Origin of the sequence: Frigidibacter sp., from assembly GCF_030695035.1 — a bacterium.
In the GTDB taxonomy this organism is placed as follows: Bacteria; Pseudomonadota; Alphaproteobacteria; order Rhodobacterales; family Rhodobacteraceae; genus Frigidibacter.
This window is the reverse complement of sequence record NZ_JAUYTT010000008.1, coordinates 474,320-498,242: the sequence shown is the minus strand read 5'-3', so window position 1 is coordinate 498,242 and position 23,923 is coordinate 474,320. Positions and strand designations below refer to the sequence as shown.

The following is a 23,923-nucleotide window of genomic DNA, read 5'->3' as shown; positions in this document are numbered from 1 at the left end:
GGGTGGCCCCGCCTTGGTCGGGTCAGAGCATCTCGGCATTCAGCGCGACGGTGATCGCGCCGATGGCTTGCCCGGTGGCCGGATCGGTGACCGTCATCGACACCTGCGCCTGGTAGATCTGGGTGGACTCGTCCAGCTCGATTGCACCAAGATGCAGGGCGCCGGGGCCGGCGGGATAGGTCTCGGAAAACTTCTCCTCATCCCCCTGCCAGTAATCCGAGGTGATGCCCGAGGCCGCGACGTTGAGCCCCTGGGCGTCCATCACGAACACTTCGGTTATGGCGCCGCCTGCTGCCTGCATCTGCGCGCGCAGGAAGTCCGAGGCGGCATTCTCCACCACCGGCGTTATGGTCGGGGTCTGTCCCGCGCCAACCTCGGCGCGCCATGCAAGGTCCAGCGCCGTAATCCCCTCGGGGGTCAGCGCGGCGTGGGCCGTGTTGGCCGCCAGGATCGCCCCGATCAGCACCGGATCCTGCACCCAGGCGGCAACCTCGGTCTCGGCATAGGCCTTCAGGCGGCCTTCAAGCTCGGCGGCATTGGCGGGCGATGTGGTGGCGGGCAGGGCAGCGGCAAGCGCGAAGGCTGCGGCAGCGGCAAGGCGGCGGGGCATGAACGATCTCTCCCAGTTGCGCGGCGCAAGCGGGCGCCGGAGTCCTCAGATGAAGGGCAAACTAGGGATCGCAGGTTTCCGCATGCTTAACCGCAGCGGGGTGGTTCGGGTTTTAATCAAACGGGCGAGCCGAGGGCTCAGCCAAGCGTCGCCAGCGCCGGGAAGGTCTCCAGCAGCCACCAGGAGAATTGCGAGAAGCCGCCGGTCAGCATCAGCAGGCCAATGGTCCAGAGCAAGAGGCCCATGATCCGCTCGATCCGTTCCATGTTGCGCTTGAAGAAGGCCATGGCGCCGGTCAGCCGCGGGAAGAAGGCGGCGACGAGCAGGAAGGGGATACCGAGGCCGATGGCGTAGATCGCGAGCAGGCCGGTGCCGCGGGCGATGCTGGCATCCTGCGCCGCAAGGCTGAGGATCAGGCCAAGCTGCGGGCCGATGCAGGGCGTCCAGCCAAAGGCAAAAGCCAGCCCCAGCACATAGGCGCCAAGCGCCGAGCCGCCGCGGTCGCCCGCATCCATCCGCGCCTCGCGCAGCAGCAGCGGGATGCGGATGACGCCAAGGAAATGCGCGCCGAAGATCATCACCATGATCCCGGCGGCGGTGTTGAACCAACCCTGGTTTTGCAAGAAGAACCGCCCGAAGATCGAGGCGGTGAAGCCGAGGAACAGGAAGACGGTGGACAGCCCCAGCACGAAGAATGCCGCCGCCAGCAGCGCCTTGCGGCTGGCGCGGCCCTCGCGGCCGAGATCCGCCATGCCGATGCCGCCCATATAGGCCAGGTAGGGCGGCACGATGGGCAGCACGCAGGGCGATAGGAATGAGAGCAGCCCCGCAACCAGCGCGACAGTGGCGGCCGGCAGGAAGCTGGCGTCGATGAGGTCTATCCCGAACATGCCAAGGGCTTAGCCGATCCGCCGCGCCCCGTCACGCGGCAAGCCATCACTTCGCCGTGGACAAATCGCCCCACGGCGCCTACCTCGCCCGGGATGGACTACGACCTCGAAATCGACGCGCGCGGGCTGCTGTGCCCGCTGCCGGTGCTGAAGGCCCGCAAGGCGCTGCTCGGCCTGCCGCAGGGCGCCGTGCTGCGGATCTGGACCACCGACCCTGTCGCCTGGATCGACCTGCCGCATTTCTGCACCGAGGCCGGGCATGAGCTGCTGGCGGCCGAGGATGCGGGCGAGGAGCAGGGATTCACGATCCGCAGGGGGTGACCGGCAGGTCTGACGCGCGCGGGGTGTTCGGGCCCTGCGGGTTGTATCGCCCGCCGACTATCGCACCTGCTCAGCGAACTCTCTGCACACACCCCAAACGATAAGCGCCGGACCCGAAGGTCCGGCGCTGTGACGTGTTCAACGTGAGGCGTCGCGCTTAGCGCGACCACCAGCCGCGGCGCTTGGGCTTGCCATCGGCATCGGCGTCCGCATCCGGGCCCGCATCAGCCTCGGGCTCGACCGGGGGCTCGACCGGGGCCGGCTCGGGCACCGTCACCGGGGCCATCGCTTCGACCAGTTCCGCGGATGCGGCCAGATCGGCGGCGGGTTCGGCCGGGGCGCGGGTCTCGCCTGCAGCATCGCCAGCCTCGGCGACCGGGGTTTCCGCCACGGTCTCCGCGACCGGAGCTTCCACCGCCTTCTTCGCCCGCGGCTTGGCCGGGGCGCGGGTGCGCTTGGGCTTCGGCGCAGGCTCTGCGGCTTCCGGGGCGGCGGCGGCTTCAGCTGCGGCTGCAGCAGCCGCCTCCAGCGCGACGCCGGCCTTGGCGCGCGGCTTGCGGGTGCGGGTCTTCTTCTTCGGCGCTTCGGCCTCGGCCTCGGCTTCTGCCTCAGGCGCAGCCGCTTCCGGCTCTGCCGCGGCTTCCGTCACCATTGCGCTTTCCGGCGCTTCGGTTGCGGAAACTGCTGCAGTTTCGGCCTCGGCAACGGCGTCGTCACCGTCTTCCTCGCCCTCCTCGTCGCCCTGATCCGAACCAGCCTCGGTCCCGGCTTCTGCGCCGTTGCCATTGCCGTTCTTCTTCTTCCGCCGACGCCGACGCTTCTTCTTGGGACCGCGCTCGCCATCCCCCTCGGCCGCAGCCTCGGGCGCCGCGACAACGGCCGCCGGGGCTGCCACGGCAACCTCGACCTCTTCCTCTTCCATCGCCTCGACGGCGACCTCTTCCTCATCCAGATCCGCCATCAGCGCTGCATCGGTCGCCGACACCACCTGCAACAGCGATTCCGGCACGTTGCGCACCGCGGTCTTGAACTTCTCGACCACGAAATCGGGGCTGACGAGCGAAGGATCCGCCTCGACCCGTACCGACATGCCATAGCGCGCTTCGATCTGCGCCACATGCTCGCGCTTCTGGTTCATCAGGAAGTTGACCACCGCCACCGGCGCGCGCAGCAGAACCTCGCGCGAGCGTTTGCGGGTGCCCTCTTCCTCGATCGCCCGCAGGATCGACAGCGCGAGGCTGTCATCCGAGCGGATGATCCCGGTGCCGTGGCAATGCGCGCAAGGCTGGGTGGTGCTTTCCAGCATCCCCGGGCGCAGGCGCTGGCGGCTCATCTCCAGCAGGCCAAAGCCCGAGATGCGGCCCACCTGAATGCGGGCGCGGTCCGTCTTCAGCTTGTCCTTCAGCTTCTTCTCGACAGTGGCGTTGTTGCGCCGCTCTTCCATGTCGATGAAGTCAATGACGATCAGCCCGGCAAGGTCGCGCAGGCGCAGCTGGCGGGCGATCTCTTCGGCCGCCTCGCTGTTGGTCTTCAGCGCCGTTTCCTCGATCGAGCCTTCCTTGGTGGCCCGGCCCGAGTTCACGTCGATGGCGACCAGCGCCTCGGTGATGCCGATCACGATATAGCCGCCGGATTTCAGCTGCACCACCGGGTTGAACATCCCCGACAGGTAGCCTTCGACCTGGAAGCGCGCGAACAGCGGCTGCGAATCCGCATAGCGCTTCACCGCCCCGGCATGGGTCGGCATGATCATCTTCATGAAGTCCTTGGCGGTGCGATAGCCGCGCTCGCCCTCGACGATGACCTCGTCGATATCCTTGGAGTAAAGATCGCGGATCGACCGCTTGATCAGGTCGCCTTCCTCGTAGATCGGGGCAGGGGCGATGGATTTCAGCGTCAGGTCGCGGATCTGCTCCCACAGGCGCAGCAGGTATTCATAGTCGCGCCGGATCTCGGTCTTGGTGCGCTGGCTGCCCGCGGTACGGATGATCAGGCCAGCGCCTTCCGGCACCTCGATCTCGCCGGCAATTTCCTTGAGCTTCTTGCGGTCGGCAGCGTTGGTGATCTTGCGCGAGATGCCACCGCCGCGCGCGGTGTTCGGCATCAGCACGCAATAGCGGCCGGCCAGCGACAGGTAGGTGGTCAGCGCGGCGCCCTTGTTGCCACGCTCTTCCTTGACGACCTGCACCAGCAGGATCTGCCGGACCTTGACCACTTCCTGGATCTTGTAGCGGCGCGGACGCGGTTTCCGCGGGCTGCGGATTTCCTCGGCCACGTCCTCTTCGGCGATGGACTCGATTTCGTCATCGGTCTCGGCGGCGTGGTCGGCGGCCACGTAGGGCTCATCGGCCTCGGGCTCGGATTCCGCGGCGTTCTCGGCATCTTCCTCGGTTTCGAGGGCCGTCTGCGAACCACCACGACCACCACGGCGGCGCGAGCTGCGCTGCGGGGCCGGGCGGGCATTCGCCGCATCCTCGGCCGCGGAATCGCCACCCATGCTTTCGGGGGCCATATCCTCGAGCGCATCGTCATCGTCATCCGACAGATCGACGATATCCATGTTGCCGATCTCGTCGCCGTTGGTCACCGCGTCATCCGATTGCGCGGATTGCGCCTTCGGCTGGCTGCGGGTCTGGCGCTTGCGGGCGCGGGCGGCGTCTTCGGCCTCCTGCGCTTCGGCAAAGGCGCGTTCCTCGGCCAGCAGTGCCTGACGGTCGGCCAGCGGGATCTGGTAGTAATCCGGATGGATTTCCGAGAAGGCGAGGAAGCCATGGCGGTTTCCGCCATAGTCCACAAAGGCCGCCTGCAGCGAGGGTTCGACCCGCGTTACCTTTGCGAGGTAGATGTTCCCCGCCAGCTGGCGCCTGTTGAGTGTTTCAAAGTCGAACTCTTCAACCTTGTTTCCGTCCACCACGACAACGCGGGTCTCTTCCGCGTGTGTGGCATCGATGAGCATCTTCTTTGCCATTGTATCCGTATTCCGCACGGCAAGGCCCGCGCGCGGCCAGAGGCCGGGCGGGGGTATCGCCGTAAATTTTCATTGAAGCTCTGCGCACGGAGGAAGACGCGGCTGCAGCGGCGGCACTTGGCCTGCCTCTGTCCTGCCTGATCGTCTTCACGCGCTGCATCGCGGTTCTTGTCCCGGCACCCCGAGGGATGCCTTTGAATTGGCCCCTCCGGCAACAGCCGTCAGGACGAATGAGTGGCCTTTCGGCCCAATCGACCCATCCGCGCGGCACGGGGCCCTTGTCAGGGGCCGATCGCCGGGAATGGCAGCGAAACTGATGGATCGGCGGCGCGACGGGCGCGGTCCGGCCGATAGCGTCGATTGTAACGGGGAATACTGCGGGAACACAATCGGTTTTTGACGGTGGCAGGCCGTAGCCCTTTGCGCGGGGTCGGGCCGCAAAAGGGCCTAGACCAGCGAAAGAACCACGATCCCGACGACTCCGATCACAAGGACCGGCGACAAAAGCGCAAGACGATAGATCAGACCTTGATAGGCTGGCTTGATCGCGTGGCACCGCCCGCAATGATCGCCCGACAGACGCATTTTATGGCCGCACTCATGACACTGGAACACACGCAACTGCATCAAGGATGACATGGCTGCACTCCTGTCCGAAATGCCCTTCCCATGATGCAGGCTATGCTACGTTGCAGCATTTTGCTACGGGCACGCCCCGTCCGGCGCGAAAAATATCCACCCCACCTCAACAATGCCGCATTTTTACGGGCGGAAATTGCGCAGATCCTGCAGATGCGAAGGCACGCGCCCGGGCCGCTGTGCGGGCCCCGGGCGTCGCTGGCGCCGCCGTTTAGAGGTAATCCGACCGGCTGAGGGCGTATTTGGCCATCTTTTCGTTCAAAGTCCGCCGCGGCAGGCACAGCTCATCCATCACCGCGGTGATCGATCCCTTGTGCCGGCGCATGGTGTTGTCGATCAGCATCTTTTCGAAGCTTTCGACATATTCCTTGAGCGGTTTGCCCTCGGTCGTCATCGTCGGGCCTGCCGCTTCGTTCTCGGTCATCAGCAGTGACGCGATAGAGCCGGAGCCGCGCCGATTCTGCAGCACAGCCCGCTCGGCCACATTGATCAGCTGGCGGACGTTCCCCGGCCAGGGCGCCTGCAGCAGCTGCGCCGCCTCCTGCGCGGTGATCGCGGGGGCCTCGCAGCCATATTCCTCGGCGAATTGCTCGGTCATGCGGGTGAACAGCGTCAGGATATCCTCGCCGCGGCTGCGCAGCGGGGGCAGGGTGATCTTCAGCGCCGAGAGCCGGTAATAGAGGTCGGGGCGCAGCGCATCCTCGACCGTGCGGCCCTGCTGGTGATCGTTGCAGATCGCCACGATCCGGGTTTCCGCCGGGGTGCCCTGATCGTTGATGAAGGTCAGCAGCCGCGCCTGAAGCCCCTGGCTCAGCGCCTCGACATCCTCCAGCAGCACGGTGCCGCCGCGCGCCTCCTCGACCAGCGGCAGTGGCCCGCCTTCCTCGACCGGGCCGAACAGCCGCGCCGCCAGCACATCCTCGGAATAGGCTGCGCAGGACAGCGAGGCGAATTTCTTGCCTGCCCGCGGCCCGACCGCGTGCAGCGCATGGGCGACCAGCGTCTTGCCGGTGCCGGTCTCGCCGTCGATCAGCACATGGCCGTCGGCTTGCCCCAGATCGAGGATATCCTCGCGCAGCCGGTCCATCGCCGCGCTGGCGCCGATCAGCTTTTGCATGATGCCCGATCCGTCCGACAGCTCCTTGCGCAGCGCCCGCGCGTCCAGCGTCATCCGCCGCGCCTGCGTGGCGCGCTTGGCCAGTTCGGTCATCCGGTCGGGGTTGAACGGCTTTTCAAGGAAGTCCCAGGCCCCCAGCCGCATCGCCTCCACCGCCATCGGCACATCGCCATGCCCGGTGATCATGATGACCGGCAGCCCGGAATCCTGGCTCATCAGCTTCTTGAGGAACACCATCCCGTCCATGCCCGGCATCTTGATGTCGGACACCACGACGCCCGGCCAGTCGGACCCGATGGCCTTCAGCGCATCCTCGGCGCAGGCGAATGTCTCGGTATCAAAGCCCGACAGGGCCAGCCACTGGCTGATCGACTGCCGCATATCCTGCTCGTCATCGACGATCGCGACCTTCATTGTGCGTGCCATTGTTGTTTTTACTCCGCTTGGTCGTTCTGTAGTGTCGTTATACGGGCACCCGGCCTTATTCCGCCGCGCGCGCCTCATTCCCCAATATGGGCAGCTGCATCTCGAATACAGCCCCGCCGCCCGGGGCGTTGCGGGCGGTCAGGCGACCGCCCAGATCCTTCATGATCCCCGAACTGATCGCCAGCCCCAGCCCGACACCGTCGCCGGGCTTCTTGGTGGTCCAGAACGGCTCGAACATCTTGTCCAGCTCGGAAATCCCGTGCCCGTTGTCGCGCACGCTCAGCCGCGCCGTCTCGCCCGCGGCCAGCAGGATCTCGATCTGCGGGTCGCGGGTCTCGCGGGTGGCGTCCAGCGCGTTTCGCAAAAGGTTGATGATCACCTGTTCCAGCCGGATCCTGTCGGCCATCACCATCACCGCGCCGCGCGGCACCGTCCGCACGATCCTGACCGCCCTTGTGCGCAGCTGCGGTTCCATCATCGTCAGCGCCGAGGACAGGCACAGCCGCAGATCCACCGGCTCGAAGGCCTCGCCGCCCTTGCGGGCATAGGATTTCAGCTGCCGGGTGATCGCCCCCATCCGCTCGATCAGATCGTCGATGCGCTGGAAGGAGGACATCGCCTCGGCCGGCCGGTCACGTTGCAGCAGCAGCCGCGCGCCGGCCAGATAGGTCTTCATCGCAGCCAGCGGCTGGTTCAGCTCATGGCTCACCGCCGCCGACATCTCGCCAAGCGCCGCCAGCTTCGAGGATTGCGCCAGCGTCTGTTCGGCCACCGCCAGATCCTTCTGCGCCTTCTCGCGTTCTGCGATTTCCCTTTGCAAACGCGCATTCAGCTGCCGCAGTTCCGCCGACTCGCGCTGGAACAGCCGTGTCTGCAGCCGCGCCCGGCGCGACAGCTGGTAGAAAGCCAGCGCCATCAGGATCGCGAACCCCATGATCTCCAGCGCCAGCACGGCATTCACCCGCTCGCGAATGGAATCGTAGGTGGAGAACGACGTCATCCGCCAGCCCCGGAAAGGCACCCGGCTGTCGATGCGCATCACCGCCTCGCCCTGCACATAGGCATCGGGTGGCTCGTTGGCCCAATCCGCCGTCGCCTGCAGCGCCCGCCGGATCGCCGAGGGCGCCGACCGTACCGCCAGCGCCTGATCCATCGTCAACCCGCGCCAGCGCGGCTCGGTTGCCAGGATGATCCGCCCCTCGCTGTCGGTCACTGCAATCGCGTCTGCAATCACTGACCAGCTGCGCTCGAACTTCGACAGGTCCACCCCGACGAGGATCACCCCGACCACGGAATTGTCGAGCAGGACCGAGCGGGAATAGGTGAACTCGAACCCGCCGCTGCTGCGCTCGGTCACCGTGAAGACCGTGTCCTTGGACCGCAGTCCGGCAATGTAATGCGGCGCCTGCGACAGGTTGGTGCCAAGCTGGTTGCGGTCCGTCGCCGCCACCACGCGCCCGTAAGCGTCCAGCAGCAGGATCGAGGCCGCCCCGATCTCTTTTTGCGCCGAGATCAGCCGGGCCGAGGTCAGCGCGTAATTCCCGACATCCAGTGCCGTGATCAGCGCGGGATCGCGCGCCAGCAGCAGGGGCACGACCGAATTGCGCTGCAGCTCCGACAGGATGTTCCCGGTATAAAGCGCCACCCGCACCTCGGCACGGTTGCGCGTGGTCTCGGAAAACCGGGTGGTCAGCCAGGCATTGGTGATCCAGATCACCGTGACAGCCACCGCCACAATTCCCGCCACCACACCCCGCAGCCACCACGCACTGCGCCGACCGGCACGGGCCGGGGGCGGGGCAGGGGCTGGAATGTCGCTCAGGCTCATGCGCGCGAGTCTACTCAGCGCGCGCGCCTCTCTCAAGCCGGCGCCGCTCAGGCTGCGGCCATCGCGCCCAGAATCGAGCGGAACAGCGCCGATCCATCGGTTCCGCCCTGCGCCGGGTCCACCGCACGCTCGGGATGCGGCATCATCCCCAGCACCCGGCGATTGGGGCTGAGGATGCCGGCGATATCGGCCATCGCGCCATTGGGCGTGTCAAGATAGGTAAAGGCGATGCGGTCCTCGCCCTGCAGCCGCGCCAGCCCTTCGGCATCGATGGTGTAATTGCCATCGTGATGCGCGACCGGGATCCGCGCCACATCACCCTTGGCCCAAGCATTGGTATAGGGGCTGTCGGCGGTGGCGATGCGCAGGTCGACCGGCTTGCAGACGAACTTGAGGCTGGCATTGCGCATCAGCGCGCCGGGCAGCAGGCCCATCTCGGTCAGCACCTGAAAGCCGTTGCAGATCCCCAGCACATGCCCGCCCTTTTCGGCGAAGCTTCGCACTGCTGCGGCCACGGGCGATTGCGCCGCAATCGCCCCGCAGCGCAGATAGTCGCCATAGGAGAACCCGCCCGGCACGCCGACGATATCGGTGCCCGCCGGCAGCTCGGGTTCCTTGTGCCAGACCTTGGCGACCTCAAAGCCCGCGCGCTCGAAGGCGACGGCAAGATCGCGGTCGCAATTGGAACCCGGAAAGGTCAGGACAGCGGCTTTCATCGGCGGGCGCTCCATCGGCTGGGGAATGGCGCTGCCATAGCGCGAAGGCGCGCGTTTGGCCAGAGGGATGGTGGGGGTGGGTCCGTTGGCGGATCGGAAGCGCGGCTTCGTCTTTCGTCGGCCGCCCTGATTGCCATGGCGAAGGCCATCGCCTTCGCCACGCAGCGCCCTCTCAGTTCGCCGGACGGGCCCCCAAAGGGCCCGGCCAGCGCCCGCCCCGCCCCTGGCGGGCGCTTCTCGCCCGCCAGGTCGGGCGCTGGCCTCATTCGGTTTCGTGTGGCCAGCGGCTCCGGGCGACAGGTCCCGCACGGGCGGGGGCGAGGCAGTGCCTCGCCTATTCCCGCCCGACCTCACCGTTCCCTCTGCCGCGCCCAACCAACCCCGCCCCACTACCCCCTTATTCCGGCCCAACTTTCCCGCTAGGCTACGCCCAAACGGGCAGGGGCGGCGGATGAGCGACGACACTCAGGTGGCAGAGCGGCGGGTGTTCTACATCCCCGGCTATGACCCGATCCATCCCCGCCGCTACCGCGAGCTCTACCGGCGCGAGGGGGCCGAGCAGGCGCGGCTCGCTGGCTACACCCTCGCTCTCCGCCCCAAGCAAGGCGGCGGCGCCTATGGCTGGCATGTGGAGGCGCAGATCGAGGGCGCAAGCACCGAGGCCGATATCGACGTCCTCGTCTGGTCCGACATCGTCCGCGGCTCGATGGGCCAGTCGATCCTTGCCACCTATGGCCAGCTGGTGCGCACCGCCTGGGTCTACATCGCCTCCGGGGCGCTCTTCCGGCTGATGCGGCTGCGCAAGGGGCCGATGATCGCCGCGCTCTACCCGGTCGGAATGCTGCTGGGGCAGCTGGCGCTGGCGCTGCTGGCGGGGCGGCTGACAGGCGGGCTGGCGGCATGGGGCGGAGCAGCCGCCGGCCTCCCGGCGCTGCTCGCCACCGCCCTCGGCTGGACCCTCGCCGCCGCCACCTTCGCCTTCGTCCTCCTCCGTTTCCGCCGCGCCGACCCGCGCTTCTACGCCTATTACCTCATGCATGACTTCGCCTATTCCGCCCGCTGGCAAGGCGCCAACCCGCCCGAGCTCGAGGCGCGGATGGCCGAGTTTGGCGCCACCATCGCGGAAGCCCTCACCCAAGACTGGGACGAAGTGCTGATCGTCGGCCACTCCTCCGGCGCGCATCTCGCCATCTCGATCCTCGCCGACCTCATCCGCGAAGGCCGCGTGCCCGCCACCGGCCCGGTCCTCTCGCTGCTGACCCTCGGGCAGGTGGTGCCGATGGTCTCCTTCCTGCCGAAGGCACAGCGCCTGCGCCGCGACCTGCGTGACCTCTCGCAACGCCCCGAACTCACCTGGATCGACGTCACCGCCCCCGGCGATGGCTGCGCCTTCGCGCTCTGCGATCCGGTTTCGGTGACCGGCGTGGCACCGCCCGGCAAACGCTGGCCGCTGGTGCTGACCGCCGCCTTCACCCGCACCCTCAGCCCCGCGCGTTGGAAGGCGCTGCGCTGGCGCTTCTTCCGGCTGCATTTCCAGTATCTCTGCGCCTTCGACGCGCTGCCGGGCGAGGCGGGTGACTACGACTACTTCCGCATCACCGCCGGCCCGCGCAGCCTGGCCGCCCGGCTGGGGGGACGCTCCCCGGCGAAAAGCCGCATTGAAACTCCCGTCAACCGCTATACCGATTGCGGATGACCCTGCCTCCCAAACCACCCTCCCGCCCCGACAAGGTCTCGCTCTGGCGCTACCTGCGGCTCTTCCGCGCCGATATCCTCTCGGCGCAGCCGGCGCGGCTGTACCGGGCGTGGATGGCGGAGTTCCGCACGCCCTTCTTCAGAAGTTACCTTTGCAATGATCCGCAACTCATTGATCTTGTTCTGAAAGAACGCCCCGCCGATTTCCCCAAATCCGACCGGATCCGCGAGGGGCTCGCCCCGCTCCTCGGCAACTCCGTCTTCGTCACCAATGGCGAGGTCTGGAAGCGCCAGCGCCGGATCATCGACCCGGCCTTCGAGGGCGGCCGCCTGCGCGACACCTTTCCGGCGATGTGGGAGGCGAGCCTTGCCGCCCGCGACCGCTTGATGAAGAACGCCTCGCAAGAGATTGAAATCGAACAGATAACCAGCCACGCCGCCGCCGACGTGATCTTCCGCACCCTGTTCTCGATCCCCATCGAGCACAAGGTCGCCGCCGAGGTCTTCACCCAGTTCCGCGAGTATCAGCGCACCCAGCCGCTGCTGAACCTCGCCGCCTTCCTGCCGATCCCGAAATGGATGCCGCGCTTCCACCGCCGTTCCACCCGCACCACCGCCAAGGCAATCCGCGCGCTGATCACCGGGCTGACGGCACAGCGGATGCAGGAGATCGCAGCGGGCACCGCGCCCGATGACCTCGCCACCAAGATCATGACCACCGCCGATCCGGTGACGGGGGACCGCTTCGACGTCGAGGAGATGGTCGACCAGGTGGCGATCTTCTTCCTCGCCGGGCACGAAACCTCCGCCTCCGCCCTCGCCTGGGCGCTCTACCTGCTGGCGACGCATCCCGAGGTGCAGGAGCGGGTGGCCGAGGAGGTTGCCTCCCTCGGTGAAACTCCAGACTTTTCAGCGGTTTCCCGGCTGAAGTTCACGCGCGATGTGTTCCGCGAGGCGCTCCGCCTCTACCCCCCCGTGCCGATGATGGTGCGCGAGAATACCTGCCCCGAAACCTTCCGCGGCCGCTCTGTCGCGCCCGGCGCGCAGATCGTGATCTCGCCCTGGCATGTCCAGCGGCATGAGCGGATCTGGACCAACCCCGACGTCTTCGACCCGGACCGCTGGCAGACCGAGGCCTGCCGCCATGCCGCGCGCGAGGCGTGGTTGCCGTTCTCGGCCGGCCCCCGCGTCTGCACTGGCGCGGGGTTCGCGATGATCGAGGGGCCGCTGATCCTGGCCGTGCTGGTGCAGGCCTTCCGCTTCGAGCCCGTCGCCGGAAAGGTTCCGGTCCCCGTCGCCCATCTGACAGTCCGCGCCAAGGATGGCATCTGGCTCCGCCCCGTTCCCCGCTTTGCCTTTTCCAAATATCCTCGGGGGGCCGCGGGGGGCGGAAGGCCCCCCGCTTCTTCGGTGGACGGCGGGGCAGACGGGCCCCCCGCCGCCTGACTGATCGCGACCCCTAGACGCCGCTCGCGACCTGACGGAAGCTCCGCCCCATGAGCCCTTTACCCGAAATCGCCCGCACCTTCCTGAAGCTCGGCCTCGTCTCCTTCGGCGGGCCGGCGGCGCATATCGCGCTGATGCACCGGGTGCTGGTGGATGAGCGGCGCTGGCTGACGGAAGCCGAGTTCCTGCGCGCCCTGTCGCTGTGCATGCTGCTGCCGGGCCCCGAGGCGACGCAGCTGGCCACCTGGGCCGGCTGGCGGCGCGGCGGGGTGGCGGGGGGCGTGATCGCCGGGGCGCTGTTCGTGCTGCCGGGGGCGGCGATTATCCTGGCGCTGGCGGCGGGCTATGTCGCCTTCGGGCAGGCGCCAGCGGTATCGGCGCTGTTCCTGGGGGTGAAAGCGGCGGTGGTGGCCATCGTGCTGCAGGCGCTGCTGCGGGTCGGGCGGCGGGCTTTGACCTGCACCGCGCAGCGGTTGGTGGCGCTGGCGGCGTTTCTGGGAATCTTCGCGTTTGGACTGCCATTTCCGCTGATCCTCGCGCTGGCGGCCTTGTGGGGGGCGGTGTTTGCACGGGTCGCGGTGGCCCCTGCACCCGCCCCAGTCGCGCCACCAAAGCCTACGGGCAGTGCGGTGCTCGCCTGCCTTGCGCTTTGGGCCCTGCCTCTGACCTTTCTGTGGACCATCGGCGCCGAGTTCCTGCTGGCCATCGGCCTCTTCTTCTCCAAGCTGGCGCTGCTGACCTTTGGCGGCGCCTATGCAGTGCTGGCCTGGATGGTCGCTGCGGTGGCGGAGGATCGCGGCTGGGTCAGCACTGCGCAGATGATGGATGCGCTTGGGCTGGCGGAAACCACGCCGGGGCCGCTGATCCTGATCACCGAGTTCGTGGGCTTCGTGGCCGGTTATGCGCAAGGCGGCTGGGGGATGGCGCTTGCGGCGGCGCTGCTGGTGCTGTGGGTGACCTTCCTGCCGTCCTTCTTGTTCATCTTCGCGCTGGCGCCATTCATGGACCGGCTGACGGCGGAACCGCGGCTGGCAGGAGCTTTGCAAGGCGTGACGGCGGCGGTGGTCGGCGTGATCGGCAATCTGGCGGCGGTGTTCGCGCTGCATGTGCTTTTTGGCCCGCCGGGCGATGGCCCGCTGGCGCTGCCCGCGCCGGTGTGGGGCGCGTTCGACCCCGGCGCGGCGCTGATCGCGGTCGGGGCAGGGGTGCTGCTGCTGGGTCTGCGCTGGCCGCTGGGGGCGGTGCTGGCGCTCTCGGCGCTGGCGGGGTTGGGGCTGTCGGTGGTTTGAAACGGCCCCCTTTCCTTCGGGATCGAATCCCCTATGCTGGCCGCAAGACCCGCCACCCTCCCGCGGTATCCCCAAGCCCCTCGAGGTTCCGACATGGCCCGCCAGATCGATTATGGAAACCTGATGCACCGCGCGCTGCGCAGCCTCATTCAGGAGGTACTTCAGGACGTTGCCGATCATGGCCTGCCGGGAGCGCATCATTTCTTCATCACCTTCGACACCCAGCACCCGGATGCAAAGCTGGCCGACTGGCTGCGCGACCGCTATCCGCAGGAAATGACGGTGGTGATGCAGCACTGGTTCGACAATCTGGTGGTGGATGACGAGGGTTTTGCGATCACGCTGAACTTCGGCGACATGCCAGAGCCGCTGTATATTCCCTTCGACGCGGTGCGCACCTTCGTGGACCCCTCGGTCGAGTTCGGCCTGCGCTTCGAGACGCAGGAGAGCGACGACGACGAGGATGAGGACGACGAAGACGGGGATGAGCCCGAGGACGATGACGCCCCCCGGCAGGATGCCGAAGTGGTGCGGCTGGATACCTGGCGGAAGTAGCGCAAAAAGGGGGCGGCAATGACGCTTGATCCCCTGCTCGATGCCTCCCTGGCCGTGAAGCTGCATGTGTTGGCAGTGATCCCCGCGATGGTCCTCGCGCCTTGGCTGCTGCTTATGCGCAAGGGCACCCCGCTGCACCGTCTGCTGGGCCGGGTCTGGCTGGTGACCATGGCTGTCACCGCAATCAGCGCACTGTTCATCCACGAGATCCGGTTGATCGGGATCTGGTCGCCGATCCATCTTCTGTCTTTCCTGACGCTGGCAAGCTGCCTCGCAATCCTGCGCAGCGCCCGTGCGGGGCGGGCCCGCGACCATCGCCGCGCGGTGCTTGGCCTGTTCTGGATGGCGTTGGTGGGGGCGGGCGTCTTCACCTTGCTGCCGGGGCGGATCATGAATGAGGTGATGCTGACCCCGTCTCCCTGGCCGGGCGGGCTGATCCTTGCCGCACTCGCGGCGGGGCTGGCCGGGCTGGCGCTCCACCCCGGCACCACGCCCTTCGCACGCCGCTGAGCGCGGTGACCTTTCCCGACAGGTCGTCCGGCGCCATCCGCATACCGTCGCATACCGATTGCGAATCCGGGAGGTCGCGGCTAGAACATGCACGAAACCGCGAGGGAGCCGCATATGACCATCACCCGCACCGAGACCGACAGCTTTGGCCCGCTCGAGGTTCCCGCCGACAAGTATTGGGGCGCGCAGACCCAGCGGTCGATCATCAACTTCCCCATCGGCTGGGAAAAGCAGCCCGTCGCGATCATCCGCGCGCTTGGCGTCATCAAGCAGGCGGCGGCCGAGGTGAACATGGCCACCGGCGCGCTGGATGCCAGCATCGGCACGGCGATGGTGCAGGCGGCCTCGGAAGTGGTGGCGGGCAGGTTCGACGACAATTTCCCGCTGGTGGTGTGGCAGACCGGGTCGGGCACCCAGTCGAACATGAACGCGAATGAGGTGGTGTCGAACCGCGCCATCGAGATCCTGGGCGGCGAGATGGGTTCCAAGAAGCCCGTCCACCCCAACGATCATTGCAACATGGGCCAGTCGTCGAACGACACCTTCCCGACCGCGATGCATGTCGCCATCGGCATGATGGCGCGCGACGTGCTGCTGCCGGGGCTGGAAAAGCTGCATGGCGCGCTGGCGGCGAAATCCGAGGAGTTCAAGGATATCATCAAGATCGGCCGCACCCATACCCAGGATGCGACGCCGCTGACGCTTGGCCAGGAATTCGGCGGCTATGCGCATCAGGTCGCCAAGGGGATCGAACGGGTCAAGGCCTGCCTTGGGGATATCTATGAACTCGCGCAGGGCGGCACGGCTGTCGGCACCGGGCTCAACACCAAGAAGGGCTGGGACACGGCGATTGCGGCGAAGATCGCCGAGATCACCGGGCTGCCCTTCGTGACCGCGCCCAACAAGTTCGAGGCGCTGGCCGCGCATGATGCGATGGTCATGTTCTCGGGTGCGCTGAAGACGGTGGCGGCGAGCCTGTTCAAGATCGCCAATGACCTGCGGCTGTTGGGGTCCGGCCCGCGGTCCGGCCTGGGCGAGCTGATCCTGCCCGAGAATGAACCCGGATCCTCGATCATGCCGGGCAAGGTGAACCCGACGCAGGCCGAGGCGCTGACGATGGTCTGCGCCCATGTGATGGGCAATGACGCGGCGGTGGGCTTTGCCGGCAGCCAAGGGCATTTCGAGCTGAACGTCTACAATCCGATGATGGCCTATAACGTGCTGCAATCCATGCAGCTTCTGGGCGATGCGGCCGGCAGTTTCACCGACAACATGGTGGTGGGCACGCAGGCGAACATCCCGCGGATCGAGAAGCTGATGCGGGAATCGCTGATGCTGGTGACGGCGCTGGCCCCGACCATCGGCTATGATGCCGCGACCAAGGTGGCGAAGACCGCCCACAAGAATGGCACCACGCTGAAGGAAGAGGCGATCGCGCTTGGCTATGTCGATGCCGAGACCTTTGACCGGGTGGTACGGCCGGAACTGATGATCGGGCCGGAAGACTAAACCCGGGCGACATCAAGAAAAAATCGGCGGTCCCCCGGGGCCGCCGTTTGTTTTTGCCGTGTCGGTGCTAGAGTGCGGGGGCATGGGAGGCCGGTATGAGTGAGATCATCAACCTGCGGCAGGCGCGCAAGCAGCGGGCCCGGGCCGAGGACCGTAACGAGGCGACGGCGCGGGCGGCCAAGTTCGGGCGCAGCAAGGCCGAGAAGGCGCTGGAGGAGGCGCGGGCCGGGAAGGCCCGAGCGGCGCTGGACGGGCACAAGTTGGATGGGCACAAGCGGGAGCCGGAAGGCGGCGAGGCATGAGCCGCCCGGTCAAACGCTCACTGACCTTGCAAGGCCACCGTACCAGCGTGTCGCTGGAGGAGGAGTTCTGGCGCGCCTTCCGGGGAATTGCGCGGGAACGCGGCCAAGGTATCAACCAGCTTGCGGTCGAGATCGACGGCGGACGGGCCGGGGATACCGGGCTTGCCACCGCGATCCGGCTGTTCGTGCTGGCCGATCTGCAGGCGCGGCTGGCGGAGCGGGGGTAGGGGAATTAGGTGCAGGTTTCTGTTGCCAGGTACCTGCGAACCCCGCCTTACGCTGCTAAGCGCAAGGACTTAGTTTCGGCGACTCGAACTGCTTACGCAGCCAGAGCCATTGCCGGAGCACGGTTGTTGTTGGCAACTGTACATTTCGGACCGATAACGGTGGTACCTCACCGGGACAAAGCATAACCCCTTTAGACGTTCGTCGATCCTGTTTCGGCCCCATGCTCCCCCAACAAGGGAGTATTTGGTGGAGCCGCCGGGTACCGCCCCCGGGTCCGAGCCGCTTATTACGAGCGCGTTTATGTCCATAGTCGAGGTTGCCCCCGACACCCCAGATATAGGCCGCGGGCCGGGTGGGTGCAAGGGGACTGGCGGACGGGCGCTGCTTGGCGGCGCCAAGGCGCCTTGTTCCGGGCAAGAAGGGGTTCGGAAATGCGCGGGTTGGCGCGAAGCACTCAAAACAAAAAGCGCCGCCCCGAAGGGCGGCGCGATGCGCGAGGCGGGGCCTGATCAGAACCCGGCCTTGATCTTCTCGAACTCGGCCAGTTGCTTTTCGCGCTGCGCGGTGCTGTTCGGGGTCTGCGCCAGGATCGGGGCGCTGATCTCGGTCAGGCCAGCGGTGGTCAGCGTTTCGGCATCGACCAGATCCATCGCGGTGGTGTTGGCATGGCCATAGCCGATGGCATCGACCAGCGCCGGGCCGGCCTCGGGGCGCATCCAGGAGTTGACGAAGTCATAGACCTTGTCTTCCGAACCGGGGCCATCCTTGAAGTTCACGAAGCCGCAGAACCAGGTCGAGGAGCCTTCGGTCGTTTCGCGCTGGAAGCCGACCGGGAAGCCGTCATCCTGCAAGTAGGCCACGCCGTCATTCCACGACCAGGCCACCAGCACCTCGCCCGAGGCCATAAGCTGGCTCATCTCGGCCGGATCGGCCCAGTAGCTGCGCACATTGACATGGGCCTTGCGCAGCCATTCGGCGGCAGCAGCGAACTGATCGTCGGTGATGTCGGTCCAGTCGGTGACGCCGGTTGCCAGATAGGCCAGCGCCCAGACATCGTCCGAGCTGTCGGGAATCGACACGCGGCCTTCGTATTTCGGATCGAGGAACACCTGCAGCGAGGCGACGTCCTCGACCGGAACTTCCTCGGTGTTATAGGCAATCGCGGTGACGCCCCAGTCCGACGGGATGTACCACACGCCCGCATCATCCTTGAACACCGGCGAGTCGAGGAACTTGGGGTCGATATTGGCAAATTCTGGGATCTTGGACACATCCCAGGGCTCGATCAGCCCGGCATCGCGGTATTTTCCGACCATCTGCGAGCAGGGATGCGCGACATCTGCCTTGAAGCCCGAGGCGACCTTCTGGAAGGCCTCGTCATCATCGCCATAGAAGGAATAGGTGGGCGCGTCGCCGTGCTTTTCCTTGTAGGTGGCGAAGAGCCCTTCTTCCTCGAAACCCGCCCAATCGAAGACCAACAGGTCAGGATCGGCAGCAAAGGCGGGCGCAGCGCAGAGCAGGGCGGCAGAGGCAAGCAGCAGCGAATGGCGGGTCATGTCTGTCCTTTCGGCAATTGGTGCAGGAAGTTGTCTGGCCAAAGGCTAGGGCGAAGCGTTTTCCTCAACAAGTGATTTGTCCGAGAGGAGTGGCCCTGCGGCGGCGGGACGCGGCGGATGCCAAAGGAAGCGGCAGGGTGAGAACGGGGCGGCGCTTGACCGGCGGCGGCGGGCGTGGCCTGATCGGGCTCTCAGCACTGCAAAGGGGCGGCGATGATCACCTTGGACGGATGCCGCACGATGGCCCGCTACAATGCGTGGCAGAATGACAACCTCTATGGCGCGGCTTCGATGCTGGACGATGCGGCGCGGCGTGCCTCTCGTGGGGCGTTTTTCGGGTCAATCCACGCGACGCTGAACCATATCCTCTGGGCCGACCGCATGTGGCTGAGCCGCTTCGGCCGCTGCGAGGCCCCGGGGGGCGGGATCGCGGGCAGCGTCTCGCTGGTGGCGGAGTGGGAGGGGCTATGTGCGGCGCGGCGCGAGATGGACGCGCTGATGGTGGACTGGGCCGATGCGCTGGCGCCCGAGGATCTGGCGGGCGATCTGGTCTGGTATTCCGGCGCGACGGGGCGCGAGATGAACCGCCCGCGGGCGCTGTGCGTGCTGCACATGTTCAACCATCAGGCGCATCACCGCGGGCAGGTTCATGCGATGCTGACCGCCGCAGGGGCGGTGCCCGGCCCGACCGATCTGGTCTTCGCGCCGGGCGAGGTTGTGGGGGCCTGAAGGGCGCCCGGGTCAGATGGACTTCGGGAAGCTCGCCGGGTCGATGCCGAGGGTGCGCAGCGCTTCCGGGTCGGGGGTGCGGTGGGCTTCCATCGCGGCAGACACGGACCGGGCAGCGACGAAGGCGGCACAGAAGGTCGCCAGCGCATTGCGCAGCGTCGCCAGCGGGGCGTGGGTCATCGTGAGGGTGGTCATTGGATTGGCCTTTCGGGTTTTCGTCTGACCCATAAATGGGCGCGCAGAAGCTTCGCTGCAACGCAGAAACTTGGAAGGTCCGCCATGCGCCCCGTGCAAGGCCCGCGAATATGAGCGTGCAAGGCCGCGGACATGAAAAAGGCCCGGCAGGGGTGCCGGGCCTTTGAAATCTGCGGGGGGGAGGGATCAGTCCTCGTCGCCCGCCAGCTGGCTGAGCACCGCGCCGCGGCCGCGCATCCGCATCACCAAGGGCACGATCAGCGCCAGCGCCGCGATCCCAAGCATCACCGCGGCAATCGGCGAGGTCAGCAGTACCGTCCAATCGCCCTGGCTGATCGACAGCGCCCGGCGCAGCTGTTGTTCCGCCATCGGACTGAGGATCAGGCCCACCACGATTGGCGCGATCGGATAGCCAAAGACCCGCATCCCGTAACCGACAAGGCCGAAGACCAGCAGCATCCCCAGTTCGAAGGTCGAGGGGTTGGCGCCGATGGTGCCGAGCGTGGCAAACAGCAAGATCCCGGCGTAGAGCCAGGGTTTCGGGATCGTCAGCAGCTTCACCCACAGCCCGATCATCGGCAGGTTCAGCACCAGCAGCATGGCGTTGGCGATGAGCAGGCTGGCGATCAGGCCCCAGACCAGCTCGGGGTTGGTCGCAAACAGCAGCGGGCCGGGTTGCAGGCCGAATTGCTGGAAGCCGGCCAGCATGATCGCCGCGGTGGCGGTGGTCGGCAGACCCAGTGTCAGCAGCGGCACGAGTGTGCCCGCGGCGCTGGCGTTGTTCGCCGCTTCCGGCCCTGCAACGCCTTCGATGGCGCCGTGGCCGAACTCTTCAGGGTGCTTGGTCAGCTTCTTCTCGGTCGCATAGGACAGGAATGTGCCGATCTCGGCCCCGCCCGCCGGCATTGCGCCGATGGGAAAGCCGATGAAGGTGCCGCGCAGCCAGGGCTTCCACGAGCGCGACCAGTCCGACCGGTTCATCCAGACCGAGCCCTTGACGGCATGGACCTTGTCCTCGCCGGTATTGCCAAGCGCGGCAATGGCCAGCGCCTCGCCCACCGCGAACATGGCGACGGCAAGGGTGGTGACCTCGATCCCGTCCAGAAGGTCGGGCACGCCAAAGCTCATCCGTGCCTGCCCGGTCAGCTGGTCGATGCCAACGCAGGCGAGGCCGAAGCCGAGGAACAGCGAAGTGAGGCCGCGCAGGGTGCTGTCCCCGAAGGCCGAGGACACGGTGACGAAGGCCAGCACCATCAGCGCGAAATACTCACGCGGGCCGAAAACCAGGGCCAGCTTCACCACATGCGGGGCGAGGAAGGCCAGCAGCAGCGTGGCGATGAGGCCCGCCACGAACGATCCGATGGCGGCGGTGGCGAGGGCAGGGCCGCCGCGGCCCTTGCGGGCCATCTTGTTGCCCTCCAGCGCGGTGATGATGCTCGCGCTCTCGCCGGGAGTGTTCAGCAAGATCGAGGTCGTCGATCCGCCATACATCCCGCCATAGTAGATCCCCGCGAACATGATCAGCGAGCCGGCCGGATCCAGCCGGTAGGTGACCGGCAGCAGCAGCGCTACGGTCAGCGCCGGGCCGATGCCGGGCAGCACGCCGACAGCGGTGCCAAGCGTCACCCCGATCAGCGCGTAAAACAGCAGCATCGGGTCCGACGCGGTGGCAAGACCCTGCAGCAGAAAATCGAACGCGCTCATCTTGCCCCTCCGAAGAACAGGTGCTCCAGCGGGCCGGCGGGAAGGTTCAGCATCAGAAGCTGCGAGAACACGATCCAGACCACGAAGCTGATTGCGATGCCGACCGGCAGGGTCAGCGTCAGGTTGCGCTTGCCAAAGGCCCTTGCGGTGAGGGCGAAGAGAACGCCGGTGGCAATGGAAAAGCCGGCGATCTTCAGCAAGATCAGCTGGCCCGCAAGCCCCGCGATGATCCACAGAACCGGGGCGGGTTGCTGGCGCGGGCGTTCGGGGAAGTCGCCGCGCAGGGCGGCGGCGACCGTCCAGACTGCCAGCAGGATCAGGCCGATGCCCACCACCCGCGGCACGGTTCCAGGACCGACGCCGGAATAGCCGCCAAGATCGGCAAGCCGGGCAGAGTCCCACAAGATCACCGCGCCGAACACAGCCAGCCCGGCGGCGATGATTAGCGCCGCCCAATCGGGGCGGCGCTGGATTTCATATTGCTTCAGGCTCATTTCACCAGACCGATGTCCTTGAGGACAGTCTCGGTGGCGGTGATGTCGGCAGCGAGCTGCGCATCGAACTCGGCACCGGCGAGGTAGGTATCAGCCCAGCCTTTGGTCGCCAGCTGTTCCTGCCACGAGGCCGATTTCACCATAGCCTCGATGTCGGCCGAAACCGCGGCCTTCTGCTCGTCGCTCAGGCCCGGCGCTGCGGCGACCATGCGCCAGTTCTGCAGGACCACGTCGAGGCCCACTTCCTTCAGCGTCGGCGCGTCCACGCCCTCGATCCGCTCTTCCGAGCTCACGGCCAGCAGGCGCAGGGTGCCCGAGTCGATCTGGGCCACAAATTCCCCCAGCGAGGAGATGCCCGCGGTGACCTGGCTGCCAAGAATGGCCGCCAGCGCCTCGCCGCCGCCCGAATAGGCGATGTAGTTGATCTTGGTCGGATCGACGCCCGCCGCCTTGGCCAGCAGGCCCACGGCGATATGGTCGGTGCCGCCTGCCGAGCCGCCGGCCCAGCTGACCGCACCCGGATCGGCCTTCAGCGCCTCGACCAGCTCTTCGATGGTCTGGATCGGCGAGGCAGCAGGGACCACGATGGCCTCATACTCGCCGGTCAGGCGGGCAATCGGGGTTACCGCGTCAAGGCCGACGGGGGCGTTGTTGGTCAGGATCGCACCGACCATCACATAGCCGCCGACGATCAGCGCATTGGCGTTGCCTTCGTTCTGGCTGGCGAATTGCGCAAGGCCGATGGTGCCGCCGGCGCCGGGCACGTTCTGCACCTGGACAGAGGACGAGATGCCCTCGTCCTGCAGCACGGCCTGCATGGTGCGGGCGGTCTGGTCCCAGCCGCCGCCGGGGTTGGCCGGGGCGATGATCGTGTAGTCGGCGGCCATTGCGGGCAGCGCGACGGCGCCGGCCAGAATGGTTGCGAGCATGAGTTTTTTCATTGCGGTATCCTCCCAAGGGTGCCTGCGGATCGCAGGACACCGAACATGTGACGGTCGGGGGCTGGCCTGATGGTGATGGCGCGCCTCCTCCCCGAAGCGCGGGCGCTGCCTCCACAGCACCCATGCACCCTATTCAGCACAGGAACCTGTCATCTGGCTGACATGGGCGCTGAAATTATGCGCGAGGTGGGAAATCTATTGCCCGGCGAGGGCGGCCTTCCAACGCGCGATCAGCCGGGCGCGCTTGGCCTGATCGAGATAGACCAGCAGGCCGGGGCTGACCGGCACCGGACGCAGCTGGCCCCCCAACGTGTCCTGCATGGCGCGGGCGCTGTTGCGCTCTGACACCTCAAGGCTGACGGCGGGCAGGCGCAGTTCCTCGGCGAGGATCGTCTGCCCGGCGCGGGACAGGAAAAAGCCCAGCATCCGCGCGCCGAGGTCCGGGCTGCGCGCCGCCCGCGGCACCAGCCCGATGCGCGAGGCGACAACGGTATAGTCGCGTGGCAGTACCAGCCCGACATCCGGGTGCTCGCGGGCCCAGTCGGCGGCATAGGAGCCAAGGATGTTGTAGCCCATCGCCAGCCGCCCATCGGAGATCCGCACGAGGATATCCTCGCTGGTCGGGAATTGCTGCACGCCCGCCGCGCCCATTGCCCGGACGACCGACCAGATATCGGGGAAATGCTCCTGATCGCGGGCGAGGAACAGGTAGCCGACGCCTGACCGCTCGATATCATAGGTACCGATGCGGCCCTGCACATTCGCCCCTGTGCGCATCCAGTCCAGAAACTCTGCGCGGGTGGCGGGTGGCGGGGCATCCTGGAAGTCGGGCTTGTGGTAGACGAAGACTGCGGGTTCGAAAGTCATCGCATAGGCCGTGTCGCGCCAGTTGGCCCAGTCCGGCCAGTCATCGGTTTCAGGCGCGGTGACGGGGATGGCATAGCCGTCATTGACCAGCTTCACCTGCAGGTCCATCGCCGAGGAGAAGGCGAAATCGGCGGTGCGCTGGCCTGCATCGGTCTCGGCGGTGATGCGGGCATGGATCTCGCCGGTCAGCAGATCCTCATAGCGCACGGCGATGTCGGGGTTCTGGGTCTGGAAGCCGGCGATCAGGGGTGCCGCCAGCCTCTCATCCAGCGAGGAATAGACAAGGATTTCCTGCGCCGCGGTGCCCGAGGGTGCGGGGAACAGGAACATCTCGGCCCGTGCGCCCGGGGCCAGCAGCGTGCTGATGAGGGCAATACACAGGATACGG

At 66.8% G+C, this 23,923-nt stretch carries 23 protein-coding genes and 1 other RNA gene; 10 read left to right on the top strand and 14 right to left on the bottom strand.

The genetic code is table 11. From position 1 onward, the window contains the following. Nucleotides 1-22 precede the first annotated feature (22 nt). A complete protein-coding gene (locus Q8S30_RS06575; RefSeq protein WP_305665229.1) occupies nucleotides 23-610 on the bottom strand; it encodes a hypothetical protein in 588 nt (195 codons plus the stop codon). 137 nt (nucleotides 611-747) lie between these two features. Continuing rightward, on the bottom strand, nucleotides 748-1,500 hold the full coding sequence (locus Q8S30_RS06570; RefSeq protein ID WP_305665228.1) for a cytochrome c biogenesis CcdA family protein: 753 nt from the start codon (nucleotides 1,498-1,500) through the stop codon (nucleotides 748-750). 93 nt (nucleotides 1,501-1,593) lie between these two features. Between Q8S30_RS06570 and Q8S30_RS06565 the strand changes: the two genes are divergently transcribed. Beyond that, nucleotides 1,594-1,821 (top strand): sulfurtransferase TusA family protein, encoded by a 228-nt coding sequence (locus tag Q8S30_RS06565; protein WP_305665227.1) that lies wholly within the window; start codon nucleotides 1,594-1,596, stop codon nucleotides 1,819-1,821. Between the two features lie 157 nt (nucleotides 1,822-1,978). Here Q8S30_RS06565 and Q8S30_RS06560 read toward each other — a convergent pair whose 3' ends face one another. The 5 genes from Q8S30_RS06560 to purQ form a co-directional block, all read right to left on the bottom strand. After that, nucleotides 1,979-4,789: a ribonuclease E/G gene (locus Q8S30_RS06560; protein ID WP_305665226.1), complete on the bottom strand. Its 2,811-nt coding sequence runs from the start codon at nucleotides 4,787-4,789 to the stop codon at nucleotides 1,979-1,981. 447 nt (nucleotides 4,790-5,236) lie between these two features. Beyond that, nucleotides 5,237-5,428 carry a hypothetical protein gene (locus Q8S30_RS06555; protein WP_305665225.1) on the bottom strand — a complete coding sequence of 64 codons (192 nt, stop codon included), beginning with the start codon at nucleotides 5,426-5,428 and terminating at the stop codon, nucleotides 5,237-5,239. Nucleotides 5,429-5,639: 211 nt separating this feature from the next. Further along, the gene (locus Q8S30_RS06550) at nucleotides 5,640-6,971 is read right to left on the bottom strand and encodes a sigma-54 dependent transcriptional regulator (RefSeq protein WP_305665224.1); all 1,332 of its coding nucleotides are present in this window, start codon (nucleotides 6,969-6,971) and stop codon (nucleotides 5,640-5,642) included. A gap of 55 nt (nucleotides 6,972-7,026) precedes the next feature. Further along, entirely contained in the window at nucleotides 7,027-8,799 is a 1,773-nt protein-coding gene (locus Q8S30_RS06545) for an ATP-binding protein (RefSeq protein WP_305665223.1), read from the bottom strand. A 47-nt stretch (nucleotides 8,800-8,846) separates the two neighbouring features. Further along, entirely contained in the window at nucleotides 8,847-9,515 is a 669-nt protein-coding gene (gene purQ, locus Q8S30_RS06540) for a phosphoribosylformylglycinamidine synthase subunit PurQ (RefSeq protein ID WP_305665222.1), read from the bottom strand. Between the two features lie 451 nt (nucleotides 9,516-9,966). Between purQ and Q8S30_RS06535 the strand changes: the two genes are divergently transcribed. The 8 genes from Q8S30_RS06535 (at nucleotide 9,967) to Q8S30_RS06500 (ending at nucleotide 17,048) form a co-directional block, all read left to right on the top strand. After that, nucleotides 9,967-11,211: a hypothetical protein gene (locus tag Q8S30_RS06535; protein ID WP_305665221.1), complete on the top strand. Its 1,245-nt coding sequence runs from the start codon at nucleotides 9,967-9,969 to the stop codon at nucleotides 11,209-11,211. After that, a complete protein-coding gene (locus Q8S30_RS06530; protein ID WP_305665220.1) occupies nucleotides 11,208-12,656 on the top strand; it encodes a cytochrome P450 in 1,449 nt (482 codons plus the stop codon). Before Q8S30_RS06535 ends, Q8S30_RS06530 begins: the two co-directional genes overlap by 4 nt. A 50-nt stretch (nucleotides 12,657-12,706) precedes the next feature. Continuing rightward, nucleotides 12,707-13,945, top strand: coding sequence for a chromate efflux transporter (chrA, locus tag Q8S30_RS06525; protein WP_305665219.1), 1,239 nt, complete (start codon nucleotides 12,707-12,709; stop codon nucleotides 13,943-13,945). A 93-nt stretch (nucleotides 13,946-14,038) separates the two neighbouring features. After that, a complete protein-coding gene (locus tag Q8S30_RS06520; RefSeq protein ID WP_305665218.1) occupies nucleotides 14,039-14,500 on the top strand; it encodes an SspB family protein in 462 nt (153 codons plus the stop codon). An 18-nt stretch (nucleotides 14,501-14,518) separates the two neighbouring features. Further along, nucleotides 14,519-15,010, top strand: a complete 492-nt coding sequence (locus Q8S30_RS06515; RefSeq protein WP_305665217.1) for a DUF2306 domain-containing protein — start codon at nucleotides 14,519-14,521, stop codon at nucleotides 15,008-15,010. A gap of 114 nt (nucleotides 15,011-15,124) precedes the next feature. Further along, complete coding sequence (gene fumC, locus Q8S30_RS06510; protein ID WP_305665216.1) at nucleotides 15,125-16,519, top strand: class II fumarate hydratase; 1,395 nt, start codon at nucleotides 15,125-15,127, stop codon at nucleotides 16,517-16,519. A gap of 95 nt (nucleotides 16,520-16,614) precedes the next feature. Beyond that, nucleotides 16,615-16,821 carry a DUF4169 family protein gene (locus Q8S30_RS06505; RefSeq protein WP_305665215.1) on the top strand — a complete coding sequence of 69 codons (207 nt, stop codon included), beginning with the start codon at nucleotides 16,615-16,617 and terminating at the stop codon, nucleotides 16,819-16,821. After that, nucleotides 16,818-17,048 carry a ribbon-helix-helix domain-containing protein gene (locus tag Q8S30_RS06500; protein ID WP_305665214.1) on the top strand — a complete coding sequence of 77 codons (231 nt, stop codon included), beginning with the start codon at nucleotides 16,818-16,820 and terminating at the stop codon, nucleotides 17,046-17,048. Before Q8S30_RS06505 ends, Q8S30_RS06500 begins: the two co-directional genes overlap by 4 nt. A gap of 8 nt (nucleotides 17,049-17,056) precedes the next feature. On the opposite strand, the gene ssrA is transcribed toward Q8S30_RS06500, so the two are convergent. Both ssrA and Q8S30_RS06490 read right to left on the bottom strand, forming a co-directional pair. Next, nucleotides 17,057-17,415: a transfer-messenger RNA gene (ssrA, locus tag Q8S30_RS06495) on the bottom strand. 143 nt (nucleotides 17,416-17,558) lie between these two features. Beyond that, the gene (locus Q8S30_RS06490; protein ID WP_305665213.1) at nucleotides 17,559-18,605 is read right to left on the bottom strand and encodes an extracellular solute-binding protein; all 1,047 of its coding nucleotides are present in this window, start codon (nucleotides 18,603-18,605) and stop codon (nucleotides 17,559-17,561) included. Between the two features lie 213 nt (nucleotides 18,606-18,818). Between Q8S30_RS06490 and Q8S30_RS06485 the strand changes: the two genes are divergently transcribed. Next, nucleotides 18,819-19,334, top strand: a complete 516-nt coding sequence (locus Q8S30_RS06485; RefSeq protein ID WP_305665212.1) for a DinB family protein — start codon at nucleotides 18,819-18,821, stop codon at nucleotides 19,332-19,334. Nucleotides 19,335-19,346: 12 nt separating this feature from the next. On the opposite strand, the gene Q8S30_RS06480 is transcribed toward Q8S30_RS06485, so the two are convergent. The 5 genes from Q8S30_RS06480 to Q8S30_RS06460 all read right to left on the bottom strand — a co-directional run bounded on the left by Q8S30_RS06480 (nucleotide 19,347) and on the right by Q8S30_RS06460 (nucleotide 23,865). After that, nucleotides 19,347-19,529 (bottom strand): hypothetical protein, encoded by a 183-nt coding sequence (locus Q8S30_RS06480; protein ID WP_305665211.1) that lies wholly within the window; start codon nucleotides 19,527-19,529, stop codon nucleotides 19,347-19,349. Nucleotides 19,530-19,715: 186 nt separating this feature from the next. After that, the gene (locus tag Q8S30_RS06475; RefSeq protein ID WP_305665210.1) at nucleotides 19,716-21,233 is read right to left on the bottom strand and encodes a tripartite tricarboxylate transporter permease; all 1,518 of its coding nucleotides are present in this window, start codon (nucleotides 21,231-21,233) and stop codon (nucleotides 19,716-19,718) included. Further along, entirely contained in the window at nucleotides 21,230-21,727 is a 498-nt protein-coding gene (locus Q8S30_RS06470) for a tripartite tricarboxylate transporter TctB family protein (protein ID WP_305665209.1), read from the bottom strand. The genes Q8S30_RS06475 and Q8S30_RS06470 overlap by 4 nt, the downstream gene beginning before the upstream one ends. Further along, nucleotides 21,724-22,668, bottom strand: a complete 945-nt coding sequence (locus Q8S30_RS06465) for a Bug family tripartite tricarboxylate transporter substrate binding protein (RefSeq protein WP_371135457.1) — start codon at nucleotides 22,666-22,668, stop codon at nucleotides 21,724-21,726. The genes Q8S30_RS06470 and Q8S30_RS06465 overlap by 4 nt, the downstream gene beginning before the upstream one ends. A gap of 195 nt (nucleotides 22,669-22,863) precedes the next feature. Continuing rightward, nucleotides 22,864-23,865, bottom strand: coding sequence for an ABC transporter substrate-binding protein (locus Q8S30_RS06460; protein ID WP_371135476.1), 1,002 nt, complete (start codon nucleotides 23,863-23,865; stop codon nucleotides 22,864-22,866). Nucleotides 23,866-23,923: the final 58 nt, after the last annotated feature.